The sequence below is a fragment of the Streptomyces sp. KR55 genome (assembly GCF_052245645.1).
GTDB classification, from domain to species: Bacteria; Actinomycetota; Actinomycetes; order Streptomycetales; family Streptomycetaceae; genus Streptomyces; species Streptomyces flavusporus.
This window is the reverse complement of sequence record NZ_JBQQCE010000039.1, coordinates 1-21,289: the sequence shown is the minus strand read 5'-3', so window position 1 is coordinate 21,289 and position 21,289 is coordinate 1. Positions and strand designations below refer to the sequence as shown.

Genomic DNA, 21,289 nt, shown 5'->3' with positions numbered 1-21,289 from the left:
CATCACGGGTGACTGAGGCGAGGGGGATGTGATGGGCACGGGCACCGGACCGCGGTACTGGAACGAGGAGACCCAGCGGTGGGAGGAGGCGGGGGAAGCACCGGCCGCGGGTGGTCCGGCGAGCACCGATGGCGGGGCGGGCGCCGCCGGCGGCGGACCGGCCACCCCTGATGCCGGGACGGGTGCCGGTGGAGCTGGAGCGATCGTCGCCGATGCCCGTCCGGATGCGGATGCGGATGCGGCAGGGGCCGGGGCGGTTGCCGATGTCCGTCCGGTCGCCGCCGATGCCGGATCGGCCTCCGCCGGGGCTGGTCATGCTGCCTCGCCCTCGGTCGGTGGTGCCGCTCCGGTCGGTTCGTCGTCTTCTGGGGGATTCGGTTCGGGCGGTTCCTCGCCTGGCGGCGGGGCCGCCGCGGACGTGCCACCTCCTGCCGGTGGTGCCGCTCCTGCCGGTGGGGGCGCCCCGGCTGCGTCTCCGTCGCCGCCCCCTCCCCACGTTTCCCCCTCCGCGCCCACCCTCACCGGGATTCAGAGGCCCGGGACCGGTCCGGAACCCGCTCCCTGGCCGCCGTACGGGCCCGCCTACCCACCCGGTGTTCCAGAGCCCGCACCGGTCGGGCCTCGCAGGGGTGGGCGAGGGAAGGTCTGGGCCGTGGTCGGTGGGGCCGCTGCGGTGGGAGCGGTTGTCGGGCTGGTGGTGACCCTCGTGGTCAGGGACCGTGAGGCGTCCGACGGCCGGGCCGACGGCAACGCGGCAGTCTCCGCGAGCGCGTCGCAGACACCCGGGGCCTCCGACTCCGGGCTGCCCTCCGATCCCGGCCCGCAGGACACAGCCGCCGGCTCGCCGTCCGCCCTGAACAGCGACCTTCCCGCCGGATTCGAGTCGTACGACGACCCCCAGGGCTTCACCATCGCCCGCCCCACGGGGTGGATCCGCACGACCGTGTCCTCGCAGTACGGCATCGACGTCGTCCACTACCGCAGCCCCGACGGCGAGCGCAGGCTCCAGGTGTTCGAGGTGTCGGAGGCGTCCCCCGAGGAGTCCCACGAGCTGTTCCTCTCCGACGCCGTCCCGAAGGCCCCGGGATTCACCGAGCTCTCGCTGGAGAACCTGGACGACGGCGACTCCACCGGCTCCCGGCTGGAGTACGTCGTCGACTCCATCAAGGGCGAGCCCGACATCGGCACCTGGCATGTCGTCGACGAGCGCTTCGTGGCCGCTGACGGCAAGCTGTACGCGGTCGCCGCCTACGGAGCGGACGCCGACGGCCGTGACGACGAGCGCGAGCTGCTGCGGACGGCGCTCGGCGCCTTCTGCCCGCCGTACACCACCTGCGGTACGGACGTCGGCTGACCCGCACCGGCCGCGGCTCGTCTCCGTCACCGCCTGCTCACGCCGTGAGTGGTTTTCTTCCGCAATGTCCGCATTTTCCGTGACGCGGCGCACGTTCGGTCATGAATGGCGCATGCATTCGGGGCCGTAGGGCAGAAGGACCCGGTCCCGTGGGTGGCTCCTGTGTGACTCACGGGCGCTGAACAGGAACGGAAGGCAGTAACCGATCATGGCGGACAGTACAGAACTTCAGGCGCGCGACACCATCCACGCGGAGGGCGAGTGGCGAGCGGCCGTCTCGGGCGCCACACGCGAGATCCTCGACCCCGCGGACGCCCTGCCGTTCGCCGTGGTCGCGGAGGGCGACGAGAAGGACACCGACCTCGCGGTGGCCGCCGCGCGGCGTGCCTTCGACGAGGGGCCGTGGCCGCACACGCCCGTCGCCGAGCGCGCCGCCCTGCTGCGCCGCGTCGCCGACCTCCTGGTCCGCGACCGGGAGCGGCTCGGCCTGCTGGAGAGCCGGGACGCCGGCAAGACCCTCGAAGAGGGCCGTGTCGACATCGACTGCGTCGCCGACGCCTTCCGCTACTTCGCCGACCTGGTGGCCGCGGAGGCCCCGGGACGGGTGGTCGACGCGGGCTCGCCCGACATCCACAGCGTGGTCGTGCACGAGCCGGTCGGCGTCTGCGCGCTGATCACGCCCTGGAACTACCCCCTCCTCCAGGCCAGCTGGAAGATCGCCCCCGCGCTCGCGGCCGGCAACACCTTTGTGATCAAGCCGAGCGAGATCACCCCGATGACCACCATCGCGCTGATCGAGCTGCTGGCCGAGGCCGGCCTGCCGGCTGGGGTCGCGGGCATCGTCACGGGCCCCGGCCACACCGTCGGCGCCCGCCTCGCCGAGCACCCCGACGTCGACCTGGTCTCCTTCACCGGCGGCCTGGTCAGCGGCACCAAGGTGGCCGCGGCCGCCGCACCGACCGTCAAGAAGGTCGCCCTCGAACTCGTCGGCAAGAACCCCAACGTCGTCTTCGCCGACGCCTGCGCCACCTAGGCGGACTTCGACACCGCCGTCGACCAGGCCCTCAACGCGGCCTTCATCCACAGCGGCCAGGTCTGCTCGGCGGGCGCGCGGCTCATCATCGAGGAGAGCGTCAGGGAGCGGTTCGTCGCCGAACTCGCCCGCCGCGCCGCGAAGATCCGCCTGGGCCGCGGCACCGAGCCGGGCGTCGAGTGCGGCCCGCTCGTCTCCGAGCAGCAGCGCGCGAAGACCGAGGACTACGTCGCCTCCGCGCTGGCCGAGGGCGCGGTGCTGCGCTGCGGCGGCAAGCGCCCCGACCCGGCTCCCGAGCGGCCCGCGACCGGCTACTTCTACGAGCCGACGGTGCTCGACCAGTGCCACCGCGAGATGAGGGTCGTACGGGAAGAGGTCTTCGGGCCGGTCCTGACGGTGGAGACCTTCCGCACGGAGGACGAGGCCGTCGCGCTCGCCAACGACACCGAGTACGGGCTGGCAGGCGCCGTCTGGACCGCCGACGCCGGGCGGGCCCGCCGGGTCGCGGGCCGGCTGCGGCACGGCACCGTCTGGATCAACGACTTCCACCCCTACCTGCCGCAGGCGGAGTGGGGCGGCTTCGGCAAGAGCGGCGTCGGCCGTGAACTCGGCCCGGCCGGACTCGCCGAGTACCGCGAGGCCAAGCACGTCTACCAGAACCTCGCGCCCAAGCCGGTGCGCTGGTTCGCGGGCTGAGCCCGCCCTCCTTCTTCGAACCCCCCACTGGAGTACCACCCCATGTCCGAGAACACCCACGTCTACGACTACGTCGTCATCGGCGGCGGCACGGCAGGCTCCGTCATCGCCTCCCGGCTGACCGAGAACCCCGACGTCACCGTCGCCGTCATCGAGGGCGGTCCCAGTGACGTCGGCCGCGACGACGTCCTCACCCTGCGCCGCTGGATGGGCCTGCTCGGCGGCGAGCTGGACTACGACTACCCGACCACCGAGCAGCCGCGCGGCAACTCCCACATCCGGCACAGCCGCGCCCGCGTCCTCGGCGGCTGCTCCTCCCACAACACACTGATCGCCTTCAAGCCGCTGCCGTCCGACTGGGACGAGTGGGAGAACACCGGCGCCAAGGGCTGGGGCGCCGTCCAGATGGAGGCGTACTTCGCCCGCCTGCTGAACAACATCGTCCCGGTCGACGAGAAGGATCGGAACGCCATCGCCCGCGACTTCGTCGACGCCGCCCAGTCCGCGCTCGGCGTGCCGCGCGTCGAGGGCTTCAACAAGAAGCCGTTCACCGAGGGCGTCGGCTTCTTCGACCTCGCCTACCACCCCGAGAACAACAAGCGGTCGTCGGCCTCGGTGGCGTATCTGCACCCGGTCATGGACGAGCGGCCCAACCTGACGATCCTCCTGGAGACCTGGGCGTACCGGCTGGAGCTGAACGGCACGCGCGCCGAAGGCGTCCACGTCCGCACGAAGGACGGCGAGGAGATCCTGGTCCGCGCCCGCAACGAGGTCGTCCTGTGCGCCGGCGCGGTCGACTCCCCGCGGCTGCTGCTGCACTCGGGCATCGGCCCGAAGGCCGACCTGGAGGCGCTCGGCATACCCGTGGCGCACGACCTGCCCGGCGTCGGCGAGAACCTGCTCGACCACCCCGAGTCGGTGATCGTCTGGGAGACCCACGGCCCCATCCCGGAGAACTCCGCGATGGACTCCGACGCCGGCCTGTTCGTACGCCGCGACCCCGAACACGCGGGCCCGGACCTGATGTTCCACTTCTACCAGGTCCCGTTCACGGACAACCCGGAGCGGCTCGGCTACGAACGCCCCGCGCACGGCGTCTCTATGACCCCGAACATCCCGAAGCCGAAGAGCCGGGGCCGGCTGTACCTGAAGAGTGCGGACCCTGCCGAGAAGCCCGCCCTCGACTTCCGCTACTTCACCGACGAGGACGACTACGACGGCCGCACCCTCGTCGACGGCATCCGTATCGCCCGCGAGATCGCGAAGTCCGAGCCGCTCGCGCACTGGCTCAAGCGGGAGGTCTGCCCCGGCCCCGAGATCACCAGCGACGAGGAGCTCAGCGAGTACGCCCGCAAGGTCGCGCACACCGTGTACCACCCGGCGGGCACCTGCCGCATGGGCGCCGCAGACGACGAACTCGCCGTGGTCGACCCGAAGTTGAGGATCCGCGGCCTGGACGGCATCCGGATCGCCGATGCCTCCGTCTTCCCGACCATGACCGCCGTCAACCCGATGATCGGGGTGCTGATGGTCGGTGAGCGGGCCGTGGACCTGATCGGGGGTGGTGCGTGATGAGTACGACACCCACCGGCGCCCCCGTCTTCTCGGTGGACGGTCTGTGGAAGGTGTTCGGCCCGAAGGCCGACCGCGTCCCGGCCGACCCCGAGCTCGCCGCCCTCCCGGCCGCCGACCTGCGCACCCGCACCGGCTGCACCGCCGCCGTCCGTGACGTCGGCTTCGAGGTGCGCAAGGGCGAGGTGTTCGTCGTCATGGGCCTGTCCGGCTCCGGCAAGTCCACGCTGGTGCGCTGTCTGACCCGGCTCATCGAACCGACGGCCGGCACCATCGCCATCGACGGCGAGGACGTCCGCGCCATGGACAAGGCCCGGCTGCGCGAACTGCGCCGGCACCGCGCCGCGATGGTCTTCCAGCACTTCGGCCTGCTCCCGCACCGCACGGTCCTCGACAACGTGGCCTACGGCCTGGAGATCCAGGGCGTGGGCAGGGCGGAGCGGCGCGCCAAGGCCGCCGAGGTCGTCGCCAAGGTCGGCCTGGAAGGCATGGAGCAGCGCAGGCCCGGCCAGCTGTCGGGCGGCCAGCAGCAGCGGGTCGGGCTGGCGCGTGCGCTGGCCGTCGACCCCGAGGTGCTCCTCTTCGACGAGCCGTTCAGTGCACTGGACCCCCTCATCCGGCGGGACATGCAGGAGGAGGTCGTCCGGCTGCACCGTGAAGAGGGCCGCACGATGGTCTTCATCACCCACGACCTGAGCGAGGCCCTCAAACTCGGTGACCGCATCGCCCTGATGCGCGACGGCCGCATCGTCCAGCTCGGCACCCCGGAGGAGATCGTCGGCTCCCCGGCCGACGACTACGTCCGCGAGTTCGTCCGGGACGTGCCCCGTGAGCAGGTCATGACGGTCCGTACCGCCATGCGGCCCGCATCGGCGGACGAAGCGGACAGCGGTCCGGCGGTGGCGCCGGGGGCGACGGTGTCGGAGGCGATCGAGGCGGTCGCCCGCACCGGCGGCCCGGTCCGCGTGATGGACAACGGCCGCTGCGTCGGCATCGTGGACCACACGGGCCTGCTGAGCGTGGTGGCCGGCGTGGCTGAACCCGACGCAGCTGCGGGCTCCGATGCCGCCGTAGCTGCGGGCTCCGACGCCGTAGCTGCGGGCAGTCGTGCCGCTGGGGCGGCACGGGTGGGCGCAGCGGCACCCCGCCAACGCGGGCAAGCGACCAGCCCCGCCGGCACCAACAAGGAGCCGGTTTGATGGCCACGATCACCGCAACGGCCCCTCGCACACTCCCCGGCGCCCTCAAACACCCCGCCGCCCGCAAACTCCTCCTGCTCACCCTCACCGCAGCAATCCTCGTCCCCCTGGCCACCGCCCGCTGGGCCAGCGGCACATGGCCAACCGCCCTCACCGTCGACCTCACCCAGCCGCTCACCGACGTCAGCGACTGGATCATCGACAACCGCGACAGCCACCCCCTGTTCCTCTACTTCTTCGGCCACATCAGCAACGCGGTCGTCCTCTCCGTACGCGCCGTCTACCTCACCCTCCTGACCATCGGCTGGGCAGGCGTGACGGCACTGGGCGCCCTCGTCGCCTGGCGGGTCGCCGGCGTGAAGCTCGCGCTCGGCACGGCGGCAGCCTTCCTCGCCTGCGGACTGCTCGGCATGTGGGTGCCGACGATGCAGACGCTGGCCCTGATGGTGGTCGCGGTGCTCGCGTCGGTCGTGGTCGGCGCCCTGCTCGGCCTCGCGGCGGGACTGTCCGACCGTATGGACCGAGCGCTGCGCCCGGTCCTGGACACCATGCAGGTGCTCCCGGCGTTCGCGTACCTGCTGCCCGTCGTGCTCGTCTTCGGCATCGGCGTCCCGGCCGCCGTCCTCGCCACCGTCGTCTACGCCGCCCCGCCCATGGCCCGCCTCACCGCCCTGGGCCTGCGCGGCGCCGACAAGGGTGTCCTGGAGGCGGTCGAGTCGCTGGGCGCCACCGCCCGCCAACGCCTGTTGACCGCCCGTGTCCCGCTGGCCCGCAAGGAACTCCTGCTCGGCCTCAACCAGACGATCATGATGGCGCTGTCCATGGCCGTCATCGCGTCGGTGATCGGCGCGGGCGGCCTCGGTGACCGCGTCTACCAGGCACTGGCCTCGGTGGACGTGGGCGCGGCGCTGGCCGCGGGCATCCCGATCGTGCTCCTCGCGGTCGTGCTGGACCGCGTGACGGCGGCGGCCGGGAACGGCGGCACGGAACACCCCCGCGCGGGATGGCAGTACGCCCTGGCTGCGGCCCTGGCTGTGGCGGTCGCCGGCCGCCTGCTCGGCCGTACCGACTGGCCCGACTCCTGGACCCTGAACATCGCCGAGCCGGTGAACCGGGCCGTCGACTGGATGACCGCCCACCTGTACTCGGGCGTGCCGGTCGTCGGCGGCACCGCCGACTGGGCGGGCCACTTCACCACCTGGGTCCTGGACCCGGTGCGCGACGGGCTGCAGTGGCTGCCCTGGTGGTCGGTGCTGCTCGTGGTGGCCGCCCTCGCCTGGCTGATCGGCACCTGGCGCACCGCGCTCACCGCCGTCCTCGCCATGGCCGCGATCGGCGTCCTCGGCGTGTGGGAGCCGGCGCTGGACACGCTCTCCCAGGTGCTGGCGGCGGTCGCCGTCACCCTCGTCCTGGGCTTCGCGACCGGCATCGCGGCGGCCCGCAGCGACCGCTTCGAGCGGCTGCTCCGGCCCGTCCTGGACGTCTTCCAGACGATGCCGCAGTTCGTGTACCTGATCCCGGTCGTCGCGCTGTTCGGTGTGGGCCGTGCCCCCGCCGTCGCCGCGGCCGTCGTCTACGCGCTCCCGGCCGTCGTCCGTATCACCGCGCAGGGCCTGCGCCAGGTCGACCCCGCGGCCATGGAGTCGGCCCGCTCGCTCGGTGCGACCAGCGGACAACAGCTGCGCCAGGTCCAGCTTCCGCTCGCCCGGCCCGCATTGCTGCTGGCGGTCAACCAGGGCGTGGTCCTGGTCCTCGCCGTGGTCATCATCGGCGGCTTGGTCGGCGCCGGCGCGCTCGGCTACGACGTCGTCTTCGGCCTTGCGCAGGGCGACCTGGCGACCGGGCTGGTGGCCGGTGCCGCGATCGTCTGCCTCGGCTTGATGCTCGACCGGGTGACACAGCCGACCGGCCGCCGTGCGAAGAAGGGAGCCTGAGATGCGTCGCAAGCGGATGACGGCGGCGGCTCTTGCCGTACTGGTGCTGACCACCGGCTGCGGCGCCGCCGACATGACCGAGCAGGCCTCGCCCTTCGCCAACGCGCAGGGCGCCAAGACCGTGACCCTGTCCGTGCAGTCGTGGGTCGGCGCGCAGGCGAACGTCGCCGTCGCCCAGTACCTGCTCGAACACGAACTCGGCTACCGCGTCGACACCGTCCAGGTCGACGAGGTCCCCGCCTGGGACGCCCTCAGCCAGGGCCGCGTCGACGCGATCCTGGAGGACTGGGGCCACCCCGAGCAGGAGCAGCGGTACGTCGACGACAAGAAGACGATCACTCGGGGCGGTGACCTCGGGGTCACCGGGCACATCGGCTGGTACGTCCCCACGTACTTCGCCAAGCAGCACCCCGACGTCACGAACTGGAAGAACCTCAACAAGTACGCCGACCAGTTCCGCACCCCGGAGAGCGGCGGCAAGGGCCAGTTGATGGACGGCTCCCCCTCCTACGTCACCAACGACAAGGCGCTGGTGAAGAACCTGAAGCTGGACTACCAGGTCGTCTTCGCCGGTTCGGAGGCCGCGCAGATCACCCAGATCAAGCAGTTCGCCAAGGAGAAGAAGCCCTTCCTGACGTACTGGTACTCCCCGCAGTGGCTCTTCAAGAAGGTCCCCATGACCGAGGTGAAGCTCCCCGCGTACCAGGAGGGCTGCGACGCGGACCCGGCGAAGGTCGCCTGCGCCTATCCGCACACGCCGCTGCAGAAGTACCTCAACACGGACTTCGCCCGGGACGGCGGCAAGGCCGCCGCCCTGCTGAAGAACTTCAAGTGGACGACCGAGGACCAGAACGAGGTCTCCCTGATGATCGCCGAGCAGAAGCTGACGCCCGAGGAGGCGGCGAAGAAGTGGGTGGACAGCCACGAGTCGACCTGGCGGGCGTGGCTGCCCTGACCACTGCTCCCCGGACTTCCCCAGGTCCGCCCCGATCTCCCGCAGCGCGTCCGTGGCGCGCTGCGGGAAGCCGGGACCACCTCTGGCTCACCACTCGGCACTCCCCGCGGGGATCCGCCGGCTCACCATCAGCCTGTTCCAGCCGTTGATGACGCTGATCAGGGCGATGAGATGGGCGAGTTGACCGTCGTCGAAGTGCTTCGCCGCCCGTGCGTACACCTCGTCCGGAACGAAACGGTCCGTTCCGTCCGTGAGGACGGTCACCGCCTCGGTCAGCTCCAGCGCGGCCCGCTCGCGGTCACTGAAGAGATCCCCGCTCTCCTCCCAGGCCGCAAGCAGATCGAGCTGCCGGTCGCTCACTCCGTGCTTGCGCGCGAGCGTCAGGTGCATGTCGAGGCAGAACGCACAGTGGTTCAGCTGCGAGGCACGGATCTGCACCAGCTCGGCGAGTGCGGGATCACCGAGGCCCTGCTTCGCGGCGGCGCTCAGCTCCCGCATCGCGGAACGGACCCCGGCGTACAGCAGGGTCGTACGAGCCGTCATGCGTGCCCGCGCGGCTGGTAGTGGCCCGGCACCCGACGGCAGGTCACCCCGAAGCGGTTCCAGGCGTTGATCACCGCGATCGAGGCGATCAGCTGCACCAGCTCGGCCTCCTCGAAGTGCTTCGCCGCCCGCTCGTACACCTCGTCCGGCACAAACCCGTCCGTCAGGACGGTCACCGCCTCGGTCAGCTCCAGCGCCGCCAGCTCCTTCTCGGTGTAGAAGTGCGCCGACTCCTCCCACGCGCTCAGCTGGATGATCCGCTCCACGCTCTCCCCGGCCGCGAGCGCGTCCTTGCTGTGGATGTCGATGCAATAGGCGCAGTGGTTGAGCTGGGAGGCGCGGATCTTCACCAGCTCGCGCAGCTTCGGGTCGAGGCCCTGCTGGGCGGCCGCGTCGAGCCGGACCATCGCCTTGAAGACGTCGGGGGCGAGCGCGGCCCAGTCGAGACGGGGCGTGGGTTCGGGGGCGTATTCCGCGGGCGTGGTGGCGTTGTCGTTCGTGGTCATGTCCTCGACCCTACGAGCGAGGCAGCCCAGGAGTATGGTCCATTTCCATGGCAAAACCCCGGGCCACTCTGGGCATCGACCTGCACCTCGAACCCTCCGGACCCGGCCTGCGGCGCGGCCTGACCGAGGCGCTGCGCGAGGCCGTGCGCACCGGCCGGCTCGCCCCCGGCACCCGGCTGCCCTCCTCCCGCTCCCTCGCCGCCGACCTGGGCATCGCCCGCAACACCGTCGCCGAGTCCTACGCCGACCTCGTCGCCGAGGGCTGGCTCACCGCCCGCCAGGGCTCCGGCACCCGGGTCGCCGACCGGGCCGTACCCAGGCCGCCCGAGCGCACCGCAGCGCACCCGCGCGTACCCGGCCGACCCGCCTACAACCTGATCCCCGGCACCCCCGACCTGGCCTCCTTCCCCCGTGCCGAGTGGCTCAAGGCCACCTGTCGCGCCCTTGCCTCGGCCCCGAACGACGCCCTCGGCTACGGCGACCCCCGCGGCTGCATCGAACTGCGCACCGCCCTCGCCGGATACCTCTCCCGCGCCCGCGGCGTGCGCGCCGACCCCGACCGGATCGTCGTCTGTGCCGGATTCGCCCACGGTCTCGAACTGCTCGCGGGAGTCCTCCACGCCCGCGGCCTGCGCACTCTCGCCGTGGAGTCCTACGGCCTCGACGTGCACTGGAACATCGTGGAACGGGCAGGCCTGCGGACCGCCCCGCTCCCGTTCGACACCGACGGCACCGTCGTCCAACGTACCGGCCCCGCCGGGGCCGGGAACACCCCCGACGATGACGATGACCATGACGGCCTGGCCGGCGTACGGGCCGTGCTGCTGACCCCCGCGCACCAGTTCCCGATGGGCGTAGCTCTGCTCCCCGAGCGCCGGGCCGCGGTGGTGGACTGGGCGCGCCGCACCGGCGGACTGATCCTGGAGGACGACTACGACGGCGAGTTCCGCTACGACCGCCAGTCCGTCGGCGCCCTGCAGGACCTCGACCCCGACCACGTCGTCTATCTCGGCACCGCCAGCAAATCCCTTGCCCCCGGACTACGCCTGGCCTGGATGGTCCTGCCGCCGTCCCTCGTCACGGAGGTCACCCGGCACGGTGGCGGCCGGTCCGCCGGCGTACTGGAACAGCTGACCCTCGCCGAGTTCCTCACCTCCGGCGCCTACGACCGCCATGTCCGCGCCGCCCGCCTGCGCTACCGGCGCCGCCGCGACGACCTGGTCGCCGCCCTCACCGAACGTGCCCCGGACGTGCGCGCCACCGGTATCGCGGCCGGCCTGCACGCCGTCCTCCAACTCCCGCCCGGCACCGAACAGTCGGTGGTCCGCGCCGCCACCTGGCAGGGCGTCGCCGTCCACGGTCTGTCCCGCTACCGCCACCCCACCGCCCCGGCCCAGCCCCTCGACGCCCTGGTCGTCGGATACGGCACCCCACCCGACCACGCCTGGGCGGGAACGCTGGAGGCGCTGTGCAAGGCCCTGCCCTGATGTGAGCGCGCACAGTCAAGTCCCCTATGATCGCGGGTCGAACTACTGTCAACGGGGAGACAAGGACATGGCGGAAACCAGGCGTCGGCTGCGCTCCAGCACCGTCGTACTCGGCGGCATGGGCGTCATCGCCGCGGCCCTCACCTCCTGCGGATCCGAACCGGACCGCCGCTGTGTGGACCGCGACAGCTATGACTACATCAACGGCTACAAGATCGTCGCCGACAAGAACTGCAAGTCCTCCTCGTCCGGTTCGTCGTCCGGTTCGTCGTCCGGTTCCTCGTACGGCAAGGGCAGGAAGACCACCGGCAGCAGCACCGGCAAGCGGGTCGACGCCGACTGGTACTACGACGCCGATGTCAGCGGCGGCTACGCCGACTACGGCACCTTCAGCCGCAGCGAGGCCGTCGACCGCGGCGGCTTCGGCTGCTCGGGCGGCTCCGGCGGCGGCTGAGCCGGCGGAATCGCACGGGATCCGACGGACACGCAAGGAAGCCGCTTCGTGGAACGCCGCACCATCGAGCCCCGCCCCGGCTGGCAGCAGACCGTCGAGGAACAGGGGCTCATCTACCCGCTCACCCGCTATCCCGACAACTCCCTGCGCCCCTACTGGGACGAGAGCGCGTACTACGTCTTCTCCCTCGCGGAGGTGGAGGCGCTGGAGGACGTGGTCGAGGAACTGCACCGCATGTGCCTCGCCGCCGCCGAGCACATCGTCACCGCCGACCGCTTCACCGACCTCGGCATCACCGACCCGCGCATCGCCCGGGCCGTCGCCGAGGCCTGGCACCGCCGCGCCGAACTCCCCTCCGTCTACGGCCGCTTCGACCTGCGCTACGACGGCACGGGCCCGGCCAAGCTGCTCGAATACAACGCGGACACGCCCACCTCTCTGGTCGAGGCCGCCTCCCCCCAATGGTTCTGGATGGAGGAGCGCTTCCCGGGCGCCGACCAGTGGAACTCCCTTCACGAACGCCTCACCGCCGCCTGGAAGAAGCAGTCCGCCCTCCTCCCGCCCGGCAGCCCCCTGTACTTCGCCCACTCCAGCGCCGACGAACTCGGCGAGGACCTGATGACGGTCGCCTATCTGAAGGAGACCGCGGAGCAGGCCGGCCTCGACACCGATTGGATCTCCATGGAGGAGATCGGCTGGGACCGCCTCTCCGGACGCTTCGTCGACAACCACCTCCGCTTCATCCGCAGCTGCTTCAAGCTCTACCCCTGGGAATGGCTCACCACCGACCGCTTCGCCGACCACGTCCTCGACACCCTCGACAACGGCGGCGGCACCGGCACCACCCTGTGGATCGAGCCCGCCTGGAAGATGCTGCTGAGCAACAAGGCACTCCTCGCCATCCTCTGGGAGCTGTATCCCGGACACCCGAACCTGCTGCCCGCCTACCTCGACGGCCCTCGCGAACTGGCCACGACCAGCGGCTACGTCGCCAAGCCCCTGCTCGGCCGCGAGGGCGCCGGAGTGACGGTCCACCAGCCGGGCGCGGACCCGATCGTGCGCGAAGAGCAGTGCTGCTACCAGGAGTTGGCCCCCCTGCCAGACTTCGACGGCAACCGCGTCGTTCTCGGCACCTGGGTCGTCGAGGACGAGTCGGCCGGCCTCGGCATCCGCGAGTCCTCCGGCCTGATCACGGACGAGTACGCCCGCTTCCTGCCGCACGTCATCCTCTAGGAGAGGCCCTACAGGCCCAGCACACCGCGGAGTTGGGCCAGCCCCCAGTCCAGGTCCTCCTTCCCGATGACCAGCGGTGGCGCGATCCGGATGGTGGAACCGTGGGTGTCCTTCACCAGCACACCCCGGTCCATCAGCTTCTCGGACACCTCCCGCCCGGTGCCGTACCTCGGATGGATGTCCACACCCGCCCACAGCCCGCGCCCGCGCACCTGCGACACCCGCCCGGTCCCGGCCAGCGCCGCCAGCTCCCGGTGCAGATGCTCGCCGAGCTCCGCCGCCCGCGCCTGGTACTCGCCCGACCGCAGCATCGCGATCACCTCCAGCGCCACCGCACAGGCCAGCGGGTTCCCGCCGAACGTCGACCCGTGCTCCCCGGGCCGGAACACCCCGAGCACTTCCGCCGACGACACCACCGCCGACACCGGCACGATCCCGCCACCCAGCGCCTTCCCCAGCACATAGACGTCCGGCACGACCCCCTCGTGCTCGCACGCGAACGTCCGCCCCGTACGCCCCAGGCCCGACTGGATCTCGTCGGCGACGAACAGCACATTCCGCTCCCGGGTCAGCTCCCGCACCGCCGGCAGATAACCCGGCGGCGGCACGATCACCCCCGACTCGCCCTGGATCGGCTCGAGCAGCACCGCGACCGCGTTCTCGGTCATCGCCTCCCGCATCGCCGTCAGATCCCCGTACGGCACGATCGCGAAGCCCGGCGTGTACGGTCCGAAGTCCGCCCGCGCCTCCGGGTCGGTGGAGAAGCTGATGATCGTCATCGTCCGGCCGTGGAAGTTGCCTCCGGCGACCACGATCTTCGCCATCTCCGCGGGCACGCCCTTGACCCGGTACCCCCACTTCCGGGCCGTCTTCACCGCGGACTCCACCGCCTCCGCGCCCGTGTTCATCGGCAGCACCATCTCCATCCCGCACAGCTCCGCCAGCTCCGCGCAGAACGCCGCGAACCGATCGTGATGGAAGGCGCGCGACGTCAGCGTCACCCGCTCCAACTGCGCCTTCGCCGCCTCGATCAGCCGCCGGTTGCAGTGTCCGAAGTTGAGCGCCGAGTAACCGGCCAGCAGATCCAGATAGCGTCGGCCCTCCACGTCCGTCATCCACGCCCCGTCGGCGCTGGCGACAACCACCGGCAGCGGGTGGTAGGTGTGCGCACTGTGGGCTTCGGCGGCGGCGATAAGACTTTCCGTAGCGGTCACGGCAACTCCCGAACATGAGGCTGCCCCCTTCCTATCGTCGCTCGCATGGTGGACTCGGGAACTTGATCGTCCGGCGCGCCCGGTAGGCTGACTCGCGGGCCGTGACTGGCGCGCTGGGATGGGACCGACCATCGGGGAGCGGCCCCCGAGGGCCTTGAGACGGCCTGACGAGCGAGTGCCGTGCGCCTGGGCCGAACCGTGAACCGCGAACGCTGAAAGCCACGCCGCCCGGAGGCCGACATGCCAGAGCAGCAGCCCCTCTCCACTGAATCCACCGCCTTCCGCTCCGCCCTTGATGTGATCCGCGCCGTCGAGCCGCGCGTCGCCGACGCCATCGGCCAGGAGGTCCACGACCAGCGCGAGATGCTCAAGCTGATCGCGTCCGAGAACTACGCCTCCCCGGCCACCCTCCTCGCGATGGGCAACTGGTTCAGCGACAAGTACGCCGAGGGCACCATTGGCCGCCGCTTCTACGCCGGCTGCCGCAACGTCGACACCGTCGAGTCCCTGGCCGCCGAGCACGCCAAGGAGCTCTTCGGCGCCCGCCACGCCTACGTCCAGCCGCACTCCGGCATCGACGCCAACCTCGTCGCCTTCTGGGCCGTCCTCGCCCAGCGTGTCGAGGCCCCCTTCCTGGAGAAGACCGGCGCCCGCCAGGTCAACGACCTCTCCGAGGCCGACTGGGCCGAGCTGCGCCAGGCCTTCGGCAACCAGCGCATGCTCGGCATGTCCCTGGACGCCGGCGGTCACCTCACCCATGGCTTCCGCCCGAACATCTCCGGCAAGATGTTCGACCAGCGCTCCTACGGCACCGACCCCACCACCGGCCTCCTCGACTACGAGGCCCTGCGCGCCTCCGCCCGCGAGTTCAAGCCGCTGATCATCGTCGCCGGCTACTCCGCCTACCCCCGTCTGGTGAACTTCCGGATCATGCGGGAGATCGCCGACGAGGTCGGGGCGACCCTGATGGTGGACATGGCGCACTTCGCGGGCCTGGTCGCCGGCAAGGTGCTGACCGGCGACTTCGACCCGGTCCCGCACGCCCAGATCGTCACCACCACCACCCACAAGTCGCTGCGCGGCCCGCGCGGCGGCATGGTCCTGTGCGACGACTCCCTCAAGGACCAGGTCGACCGCGGCTGCCCGATGGTCCTCGGCGGCCCGCTCCCGCACGTCATGGCCGCCAAGGCCGTCGCTTTCGCCGAGGCACGGCAGCCCTCCTTCCGTGACTACGCCCAGCGCATCGTCGACAACTCCCGCGCCCTCGCCGAGGGTCTGATGCGTCGGGGCGCGACCCTGGTGACCGGCGGCACGGACAACCACCTCAACCTGATCGACGTCGCCTCCTCCTACGGACTGACCGGCCGCCAGGCCGAGGCCGCGCTTCTCGAGTCCGGCATCGTCACCAACCGCAACGCCATCCCGGCCGACCCCAACGGGGCCTGGTACACCTCCGGCATCCGCATCGGCACCCCCGCCCTGACCACCCGTGGCCTGGGCACCGCCGAGATGGACGAGGTCGCCGGCCTCATCGACCGTGTCCTCACCTCCACCGAGCCCGGCACCACCGCCAAGGGCACGCCCTCCAAGGCCCAGCACATCCTCGACCCGAAGATCGCGGACGAGATCTCCCACCGGGCCACCGACCTCGTGGCCGGCTTCCCGCTCTACCCGGAGGTCGACCTCGGCTGACGCTTCCGACAGACGCCTTCGGCTGACGCTCCTCGGCCGACCGACGACCCCGGCTGACGCTCGTCGGCCGACGACTCTGGCTGAGGCTCTCGACCGACGCCATCGACTGGCGTGATCGGCTGTCGCCCTGGGCTGACGTCGTCGGCCACTCTCAGAGATCGATCAGTTCCTGTCGTGGTTCCTCGCGCGGCGGCCCGGCCTCGTGCCCGGCCGCCGCCCGGCGTATCAGGCGCGTGCCGCCGACCCCGGCCGCGAAGCCCACGGCCAGGCCCGGGGCTGCCCACCAGACACCGAGCGTTCCCGGTCCGGGCTTGTCGTCGGCATCGTCCGCGCCGGGCACGCTACCGGCCCCGCCACGCGCCGCACGCGCGGCAGACCCCTCGCCGCTCCCGCCGAGCAGAGCCGTCCCGTCCAGCCGCTCGAACACCGAGCGCGGTGCCCGGTGCCAGCGGATGTCGTCGTCCTCCACATCCGGCGATGGATCCGAACGCACCCACGGCGTGCCGTCCTCGGTCACGAACAGCTGATCCTGCCGTTGGATGGCCACGTCACCGCCCGGCGGCCGGTTCGACTGCGGCCAGCCTCCGACCCCCGTCAGCCCCCAGATCACGATGATCCGCACCGGCGGATACCGGCCCTCGGCCCAGCCGTCCGACACCCGCTCGGTCCCGGCGAAGGTGGGTTCCAGCAGCTGCCAGAGGCGGGCGAACTCCGGCTCGCCGGAGCGCAACGCCGTCGTCCGGCCGCTGCCGCCCGCAATGACCACCGCCAGATCGGGGATGTTCCCGCCCGGCCCCGGCGCGGCCGCCACGGTGGCCGGCCCTCCCCACAGGGCCAGCGCCACCGACACCGATACGAGCACTGCGAGCCGTACCCTCGCGCGTCCCCCACGGTGTGCCATCCGTCCCCGCTCTGATCTCACGTCCATTCCCCCTCCCGATCTCGCGTCCGTCCCCCCGGATCTCACGCACGTCCCCCTCCCGGTTTCACGCCCGTCCCTCTCCCGATCTCATACGTCGTGCAGTTCCTGCCGCGGGCCCGGCTCCCGCCGCAGGCGCTCCAGCGGCAGTGGCAGCCGCGTCGCGAACGGCCGCAGCACCAGGGCCAGCACGGCTCCCGCCGCCGCGCCCGGGAGCGACCACCACCAGTCGGTGGCGTCGGCCGGGCCTGCAGCGGTCGTCCGTGTCGCGGTCACCGCCTTGTCTGACTGCGCTGCCTCGTCGATCTCATCGGTCTTGTCCGCCGTGCCCGCCGCGGCCTCGTCCGACTGCGCCGGCGGCGCCGGGGCGACGCCGGTGGATCCCTGGTCCGGAGCCTTGCCGAGCACGCCCAGCTCCGTGAGCAGCGCGCGGAGCTGAGCAGGCTCCTGCGGCTTGTGCCACTTGCCGTTCTCGTCGGGCGGGTAGCCGATCGCCGTGAGGATCCATATGTCCTCGGTGGCGGAACCCGCGACCACCGCGTCCTGCCGCCAGGGCGACACATCGTGGACCATCCAGGTGATGTTGATGTGCTCGCCCGAGCCGTCGCCCAGCGTCGGCGGCTGAGACTCAGCGTCGTCCATCGCGCTGCCCGGCCGGCCGAGCAGCTTCTCCAGCCGGCCGTACTTCGCGTCCGTGTAGTACAGCCCCGTGGCCCGCTCACTGGTGGGCGACGCCAGGTACACGCTCGTCGGTCCACCGGCGGACGCGGGCGGCGCCCCCAAAAGGGTCAGGGCCAGTGCCGCGGCCAACGCCCCTGCCATTGCGATCAGTTGATGCATCCTCATCATGTGGTCCCCCACCGGTCCGGTGCGGCCCGTCCGCGAGCCGCGTGTCACTTCTGGTACACCGCCAGAACCGCCGGGGTTCCCGCCTCGGCCGCGCTAATCGGAGGACTTCTCCAGCGACTTCGCGATCTCCACCGCCCGCGCCTGCGACGCCACCCCCTCCAGCCGCAGCGTCACCTCCTCGCCGCCGGCTTCATACATCCACAGCAGCGTCGGCCCGGCGGTCCGCTCCGTGCGCGTGTAGCGATCCCCGTCCGCGTCCACCAGCCAGAAACTCAGCAGATGCGGTCGCGGGAACCACAGGGCGGGATCCGATGTGCCGCCCAGGCCGGGCGACAGCCACTCCGGCTGCTCGCGCACGGTCTTGGTGAAGGTGAAGTCCAGGGCCTCCGGGAACTCGTCCAGCCGGATCGTGCGCCCGTCCTCCCGCCAGCACAGGCTCACCAGGAACCGTCCCTGTGGCTCGCTCGTCACCGCCACCGCTTCGGGGGCGCCGAGCGCGTCCGGCACCACTGGAGCGAACCCGGCCCGGCGCTCGGCCTGCGCGAGCGATACCGACCGGCTGCAGCCGGGCACCTCGGTGCCGGGAGAAGGCGCCGCCGACGGGTCGTACCGCACCTCGACCCCGCCGAAGCTGAACCAGTCGAAGACCGCGGCCCGCACCGGAGGCGTGAGCACGAGTACCGTCAGCAGACCGCACAGGGCCGCGGTCAGCGAACGCCACCGCACACGCGTCCACTGCCGAACCGCACGCAGCCGCTCACTGGCTCCCGGAGGCTCGGCCACTGGGAGCGGCACGTGCTCGGCCAGTATCTGCCCCAGCACCCGCTCGACCATCGCCTCGGAACCGTCGGCCCCGTCCAGCGAACGCCCCAGGGCCCGCAGCTCCTCAGGCAGCCGGGAAGCCTCCCCGCGCCGGCGCCGTTCGCCGCCCCGGTCGTCGTACGACTCCCGTCCGTCACTCATGCTCATCACCCCCTTCCCGAGGCTGAAAATCCGGCAGCAGTCTGCCCAGCTTGCGCAGCGCGCGGTTCAGCCGGGACTTCACCGTGCCCCGCGGCCAGCCCAGCGCCTGGGCCGTCTCTGGCTCGTCCATCTCCAGGAGGTAGCGGTAGGTGACGACCAGGCGGTGCTCCTCGCTCAGCTGCTCCAGGGCGGCCAGGAGTGCCGCGCGGCGCTCCGTCTCCAGCGTCGCGACCGCCGGGTCCGCCGATTCCGGTATCAGCGGCTCCGCCTCCACGAAGGCGGCCTCCCGGCCGGCGAGCGTGCGCTGGCGCGCCGCCGTCCGCACTGTGTTCCTCGTCTCATTGGCGACGATCGACAGCAGCCACGGCTTGAACGCCGCGCCGTCCCTGAACCGGCCCAGCGCGCAGTACGCCTTGACGAAGGCCTGCTGCACCACGTCCTCCGCGTCCGCACCCGCCCCGAGTGCCGCGGCCGCCCGCAGCGCGATGCCCGTATGGGCCCGCACCAGCTCCGCGTACGCCTCCGACTCTCCGGCTCGTACGCGTGCGATCACCGCGGCCTCATCGACGATGCGGCCCCCCTCCCGCGTCCTCACACTCTTGGTACACCGCGGAAGCCGAATCGGTTCCCACCTGTTTCGCATCAGTTCCGGACCGGTCCTCGAGACCTGAGAGAATGGGGAGCATGGCCTCTGATCGACCCCGCGTGCTCTCCGGAATCCAGCCCACCGCAGGCTCGTTCCACCTCGGCAACTACCTCGGCGCCGTCCGCCAGTGGGTGGCCCTGCAGGAGACCCACGACGCGTTCTACATGGTCGTCGACCTGCACGCGATCACGGTTCCGCAGGACCCGAAGGAGCTGCGGGCCAACACCCGCCTCGCCGCTGCCCAGCTCCTCGCCGCCGGGCTCGACCCCGAGCGCTGCACGCTCTTCGTCCAGAGCCATGTCCCCGAGCACGCCCAGCTCGCCTGGATCATGAACTGCCTCACCGGCTTCGGCGAGGCGTCCCGCATGACCCAGTTCAAGGACAAGTCCGCCAAGCAGGGCGCGGACCGGGCATCCGTCGGCCTGTTCACGTACCCGGTCCTCCAGGTCGCGGACATCCTGCTCTACCAGGCCAACGAGGTCCCGGTCGGCGAGGACCAGCGCCAGCACATCGAGCTCACCCGCGACCTCGCCGAGCGCTTCAACGGCCGCTTCGGCGAGACCTTCACGGTCCCGAAGCCGTACATCCTCAAGGAGACGGCGAAGATCTACGACCTTCAGGACCCGTCGATCAAGATGAGCAAGTCGGCGTCCACGCCGAAGGGCCTCGTCAACCTTCTCGACGAGCCCAGGACCACCGCCAAGAAGGTCAAGAGCGCCGTCACCGACACGGACACCGTGATCCGCTTCGACCCGGAGAACAAGCCGGGCGTCAGCAACCTCCTCTCCATCTACTCGACCCTCACCGGGGCCGGAATCGGGGAACTGGAGGAGAAGTACGCCGGCAAGGGCTACGGTGCGCTCAAGACCGACCTCGCCGACGTCATGGTCGAGTTCGTGACGCCGTTCCGGGAGCGGACCAACCAGTACCTGGACGACCCGGAGACGCTCGACTCGGTCCTGGCCAAGGGCGCGGAGAAGGCGCGCGCCGTCGCCGCGGAGACGCTGGCGCAGGCCTACGACAGGGTGGGCTTCCTCCCGGCCAAACACTGAGCCGAGCAACCGAGCCGAGCGACCCAGCCGAGCAACCGGCCGCGCGCCGCAGCGAGCACCGAACCGAGCACGGATCCGGACACGGATCCGACCCCGGGCCGGCTCTCGGCGCGCGGCCCCGCACAGCGCTGCACATCACTACGGCCACGCCTGCCCAGGGCGCAGCCGTGGCCGTACAGTCGATAGCCGGGCAGCCGCACTCGCGGCCACCCGCCCCGCACGGGACGTACCAACACGACGACAGGAGAAGACGTGGGGACCGTAACGATCGGTGTGTCGATCGCGGTCCCGGAGCCGCACGGCAGCCTGCTCCAGCAGCGGCGCGCGGGCTTCGGCGACGCCGCGGCTCACGGCATCCCCACGCACGTCACCCTGCTGCCGCCGACGGAGGTCGAGGCCTCGGAGCTGCCCGCGATCCAGGCGCACCTCGCGGAGGTCGCGGCCGCCGGGCGCCCCTTCGCGATGCGGCTGTCCGGCACCGGCACCTTCCGGCCCCTCTCGCCGGTCGTGTTCGTGCAGGTGGTCGACGGTGCCGAGGCCTGCGCCCGGCTGCAGAAGCGGGTGCGTGACACGTCGGGGCCGTTGGCGCGCGAACTGCAGTTCCCCTATCACCCGCATGTCACCGTGGCCCACGGCATCGACGACGAGGCCATGGACCGCGCCTACGAGGAGCTTGCCGACTACCGGGCCGAGTGGGCCTGCGTCGGCTTCGCCCTCTATGAGCAGGGCCCCGACGGGGTGTGGCGCAAGCTGCGGGAGTTCACCTTCGGGAGCGCGGTCGTGCCGCCGCAGGCGGGGCCTGTGGAGCGCGGCACCATTCCCAGTCGGTAGAAGCCGGCCGGCTCATACATGCCGGCCGCTCTAGTGTGATGCGCCTGAAATCCTGGGCTTAAGTCTCATGCTGGTTTTTGGTGGCCGGTGTAGCGATCTTGGTGAGGTAGTCGGCGAGGGATTTGAGGATCTCGTCGGCGGTCTTGGTCCACTTGAA

18 protein-coding genes, 1 pseudogene and 1 riboswitch are annotated in these 21,289 nt (G+C 71.3%); of the genes and pseudogenes, 12 read left to right on the top strand and 7 right to left on the bottom strand.

The features are described 5' to 3' along the window. Nucleotides 1–673 precede the first annotated feature (673 nt). From ACTWQJ_RS08540 to ACTWQJ_RS08515, 6 genes and pseudogenes are all read left to right on the top strand, one after another. Nucleotides 674–1,354, top strand: coding sequence for a hypothetical protein (locus ACTWQJ_RS08540; protein ID WP_443306017.1), 681 nt, complete (start codon nucleotides 674–676; stop codon nucleotides 1,352–1,354). 208 nt (nucleotides 1,355–1,562) lie between these two features. Next, nucleotides 1,563–3,083, top strand: a pseudogene (locus ACTWQJ_RS08535) (aldehyde dehydrogenase family protein). A gap of 42 nt (nucleotides 3,084–3,125) precedes the next feature. Next, nucleotides 3,126–4,655 carry a GMC family oxidoreductase gene (locus tag ACTWQJ_RS08530; RefSeq protein ID WP_443306016.1) on the top strand — a complete coding sequence of 510 codons (1,530 nt, stop codon included), beginning with the start codon at nucleotides 3,126–3,128 and terminating at the stop codon, nucleotides 4,653–4,655. Continuing rightward, nucleotides 4,655–5,854 (top strand): quaternary amine ABC transporter ATP-binding protein, encoded by a 1,200-nt coding sequence (locus tag ACTWQJ_RS08525; protein WP_443306015.1) that lies wholly within the window; start codon nucleotides 4,655–4,657, stop codon nucleotides 5,852–5,854. Before ACTWQJ_RS08530 ends, ACTWQJ_RS08525 begins: the two co-directional genes overlap by 1 nt. After that, nucleotides 5,854–7,788 carry an ABC transporter permease gene (locus ACTWQJ_RS08520; protein ID WP_443306014.1) on the top strand — a complete coding sequence of 645 codons (1,935 nt, stop codon included), beginning with the start codon at nucleotides 5,854–5,856 and terminating at the stop codon, nucleotides 7,786–7,788. The genes ACTWQJ_RS08525 and ACTWQJ_RS08520 overlap by 1 nt, the downstream gene beginning before the upstream one ends. Before the next feature lies 1 nt (nucleotide 7,789). Beyond that, nucleotides 7,790–8,743: an ABC transporter substrate-binding protein gene (locus ACTWQJ_RS08515; RefSeq protein ID WP_443306013.1), complete on the top strand. Its 954-nt coding sequence runs from the start codon at nucleotides 7,790–7,792 to the stop codon at nucleotides 8,741–8,743. An 87-nt stretch (nucleotides 8,744–8,830) separates the two neighbouring features. On the opposite strand, the gene ACTWQJ_RS08510 is transcribed toward ACTWQJ_RS08515, so the two are convergent. Beyond that, nucleotides 8,831–9,286 (bottom strand): carboxymuconolactone decarboxylase family protein, encoded by a 456-nt coding sequence (locus ACTWQJ_RS08510; RefSeq protein WP_443306012.1) that lies wholly within the window; start codon nucleotides 9,284–9,286, stop codon nucleotides 8,831–8,833. Continuing rightward, nucleotides 9,283–9,792: a carboxymuconolactone decarboxylase family protein gene (locus ACTWQJ_RS08505; RefSeq protein WP_443306011.1), complete on the bottom strand. Its 510-nt coding sequence runs from the start codon at nucleotides 9,790–9,792 to the stop codon at nucleotides 9,283–9,285. Before ACTWQJ_RS08505 ends, ACTWQJ_RS08510 begins: the two co-directional genes overlap by 4 nt. Nucleotides 9,793–9,839: 47 nt before the next feature. Here ACTWQJ_RS08505 and pdxR point away from each other — a divergent pair, with 47 nt between their 5' ends. The 3 genes from pdxR to ACTWQJ_RS08490 all read left to right on the top strand — a co-directional run bounded on the left by pdxR (nucleotide 9,840) and on the right by ACTWQJ_RS08490 (nucleotide 12,966). After that, nucleotides 9,840–11,279, top strand: coding sequence for a MocR-like pyridoxine biosynthesis transcription factor PdxR (pdxR, locus tag ACTWQJ_RS08500; protein WP_443306010.1), 1,440 nt, complete (start codon nucleotides 9,840–9,842; stop codon nucleotides 11,277–11,279). A 67-nt stretch (nucleotides 11,280–11,346) separates the two neighbouring features. Continuing rightward, the gene (locus ACTWQJ_RS08495) at nucleotides 11,347–11,733 is read left to right on the top strand and encodes a hypothetical protein (protein ID WP_443306009.1); all 387 of its coding nucleotides are present in this window, start codon (nucleotides 11,347–11,349) and stop codon (nucleotides 11,731–11,733) included. 48 nt (nucleotides 11,734–11,781) lie between these two features. Continuing rightward, the gene (locus tag ACTWQJ_RS08490) at nucleotides 11,782–12,966 is read left to right on the top strand and encodes a glutathionylspermidine synthase family protein (RefSeq protein WP_443306008.1); all 1,185 of its coding nucleotides are present in this window, start codon (nucleotides 11,782–11,784) and stop codon (nucleotides 12,964–12,966) included. A gap of 8 nt (nucleotides 12,967–12,974) precedes the next feature. Here ACTWQJ_RS08490 and rocD read toward each other — a convergent pair whose 3' ends face one another. Then, nucleotides 12,975–14,180, bottom strand: coding sequence for an ornithine--oxo-acid transaminase (gene rocD / locus ACTWQJ_RS08485; RefSeq protein WP_443306007.1), 1,206 nt, complete (start codon nucleotides 14,178–14,180; stop codon nucleotides 12,975–12,977). Nucleotides 14,181–14,271: 91 nt separating this feature from the next. Then, a riboswitch (ZMP/ZTP riboswitch) is annotated at nucleotides 14,272–14,379 on the top strand. Between the two features lie 41 nt (nucleotides 14,380–14,420). Here rocD and ACTWQJ_RS08480 point away from each other — a divergent pair. Beyond that, on the top strand, nucleotides 14,421–15,872 hold the full coding sequence (locus ACTWQJ_RS08480) for a glycine hydroxymethyltransferase (RefSeq protein WP_443306006.1): 1,452 nt from the start codon (nucleotides 14,421–14,423) through the stop codon (nucleotides 15,870–15,872). A gap of 151 nt (nucleotides 15,873–16,023) precedes the next feature. Here ACTWQJ_RS08480 and ACTWQJ_RS08475 read toward each other — a convergent pair whose 3' ends face one another. The 4 genes from ACTWQJ_RS08475 to ACTWQJ_RS08460 form a co-directional block, all read right to left on the bottom strand. After that, complete coding sequence (locus ACTWQJ_RS08475; protein WP_443306005.1) at nucleotides 16,024–16,773, bottom strand: hypothetical protein; 750 nt, start codon at nucleotides 16,771–16,773, stop codon at nucleotides 16,024–16,026. Between the two features lie 108 nt (nucleotides 16,774–16,881). Further along, nucleotides 16,882–17,613 carry a hypothetical protein gene (locus ACTWQJ_RS08470; RefSeq protein ID WP_443306004.1) on the bottom strand — a complete coding sequence of 244 codons (732 nt, stop codon included), beginning with the start codon at nucleotides 17,611–17,613 and terminating at the stop codon, nucleotides 16,882–16,884. A gap of 120 nt (nucleotides 17,614–17,733) precedes the next feature. Next, entirely contained in the window at nucleotides 17,734–18,609 is an 876-nt protein-coding gene (locus tag ACTWQJ_RS08465; protein ID WP_443306003.1) for a hypothetical protein, read from the bottom strand. Beyond that, entirely contained in the window at nucleotides 18,596–19,156 is a 561-nt protein-coding gene (locus ACTWQJ_RS08460) for an RNA polymerase sigma factor (protein WP_443306002.1), read from the bottom strand. The genes ACTWQJ_RS08465 and ACTWQJ_RS08460 overlap by 14 nt, the downstream gene beginning before the upstream one ends. 131 nt (nucleotides 19,157–19,287) lie before the next feature. Between ACTWQJ_RS08460 and trpS the strand changes: the two genes are divergently transcribed. Next, complete coding sequence (trpS, locus tag ACTWQJ_RS08455; protein WP_443306001.1) at nucleotides 19,288–20,301, top strand: tryptophan--tRNA ligase; 1,014 nt, start codon at nucleotides 19,288–19,290, stop codon at nucleotides 20,299–20,301. A gap of 252 nt (nucleotides 20,302–20,553) precedes the next feature. Continuing rightward, the gene (locus ACTWQJ_RS08450) at nucleotides 20,554–21,132 is read left to right on the top strand and encodes a 2'-5' RNA ligase family protein (RefSeq protein WP_224735526.1); all 579 of its coding nucleotides are present in this window, start codon (nucleotides 20,554–20,556) and stop codon (nucleotides 21,130–21,132) included. Nucleotides 21,133–21,289: the final 157 nt, after the last annotated feature.

Excerpts from the sequence above, each read along its gene's own strand:
- ACTWQJ_RS08465 (WP_443306003.1), bottom strand. The coding sequence starts at position 18,609 with ATGAGCATGAGTGACGGACGGGAGTCGTACGACGACCGGGGCGGCGAA.
- ACTWQJ_RS08470 (WP_443306004.1), bottom strand. The coding sequence starts at position 17,613 with ATGGCAGGGGCGTTGGCCGCGGCACTGGCCCTGACCCTTTTGGGGGCG.
- ACTWQJ_RS08520 (WP_443306014.1), top strand. The coding sequence starts at position 5,854 with ATGGCCACGATCACCGCAACGGCCCCTCGCACACTCCCCGGCGCCCTC.
- ACTWQJ_RS08510 (WP_443306012.1), bottom strand. The coding sequence starts at position 9,286 with ATGACGGCTCGTACGACCCTGCTGTACGCCGGGGTCCGTTCCGCGATG.
- ACTWQJ_RS08525 (WP_443306015.1), top strand. The coding sequence starts at position 4,655 with ATGAGTACGACACCCACCGGCGCCCCCGTCTTCTCGGTGGACGGTCTG.
- ACTWQJ_RS08505 (WP_443306011.1), bottom strand. The coding sequence starts at position 9,792 with ATGACCACGAACGACAACGCCACCACGCCCGCGGAATACGCCCCCGAA.
- pdxR (WP_443306010.1), top strand. The coding sequence starts at position 9,840 with ATGGCAAAACCCCGGGCCACTCTGGGCATCGACCTGCACCTCGAACCC.
- ACTWQJ_RS08530 (WP_443306016.1), top strand. The coding sequence starts at position 3,126 with ATGTCCGAGAACACCCACGTCTACGACTACGTCGTCATCGGCGGCGGC.
- ACTWQJ_RS08515 (WP_443306013.1), top strand. The coding sequence starts at position 7,790 with ATGCGTCGCAAGCGGATGACGGCGGCGGCTCTTGCCGTACTGGTGCTG.
- ACTWQJ_RS08480 (WP_443306006.1), top strand. The coding sequence starts at position 14,421 with ATGCCAGAGCAGCAGCCCCTCTCCACTGAATCCACCGCCTTCCGCTCC.
- ACTWQJ_RS08475 (WP_443306005.1), bottom strand. The coding sequence starts at position 16,773 with ATGGCACACCGTGGGGGACGCGCGAGGGTACGGCTCGCAGTGCTCGTA.
- trpS (WP_443306001.1), top strand. The coding sequence starts at position 19,288 with ATGGCCTCTGATCGACCCCGCGTGCTCTCCGGAATCCAGCCCACCGCA.
- ACTWQJ_RS08495 (WP_443306009.1), top strand. The coding sequence starts at position 11,347 with ATGGCGGAAACCAGGCGTCGGCTGCGCTCCAGCACCGTCGTACTCGGC.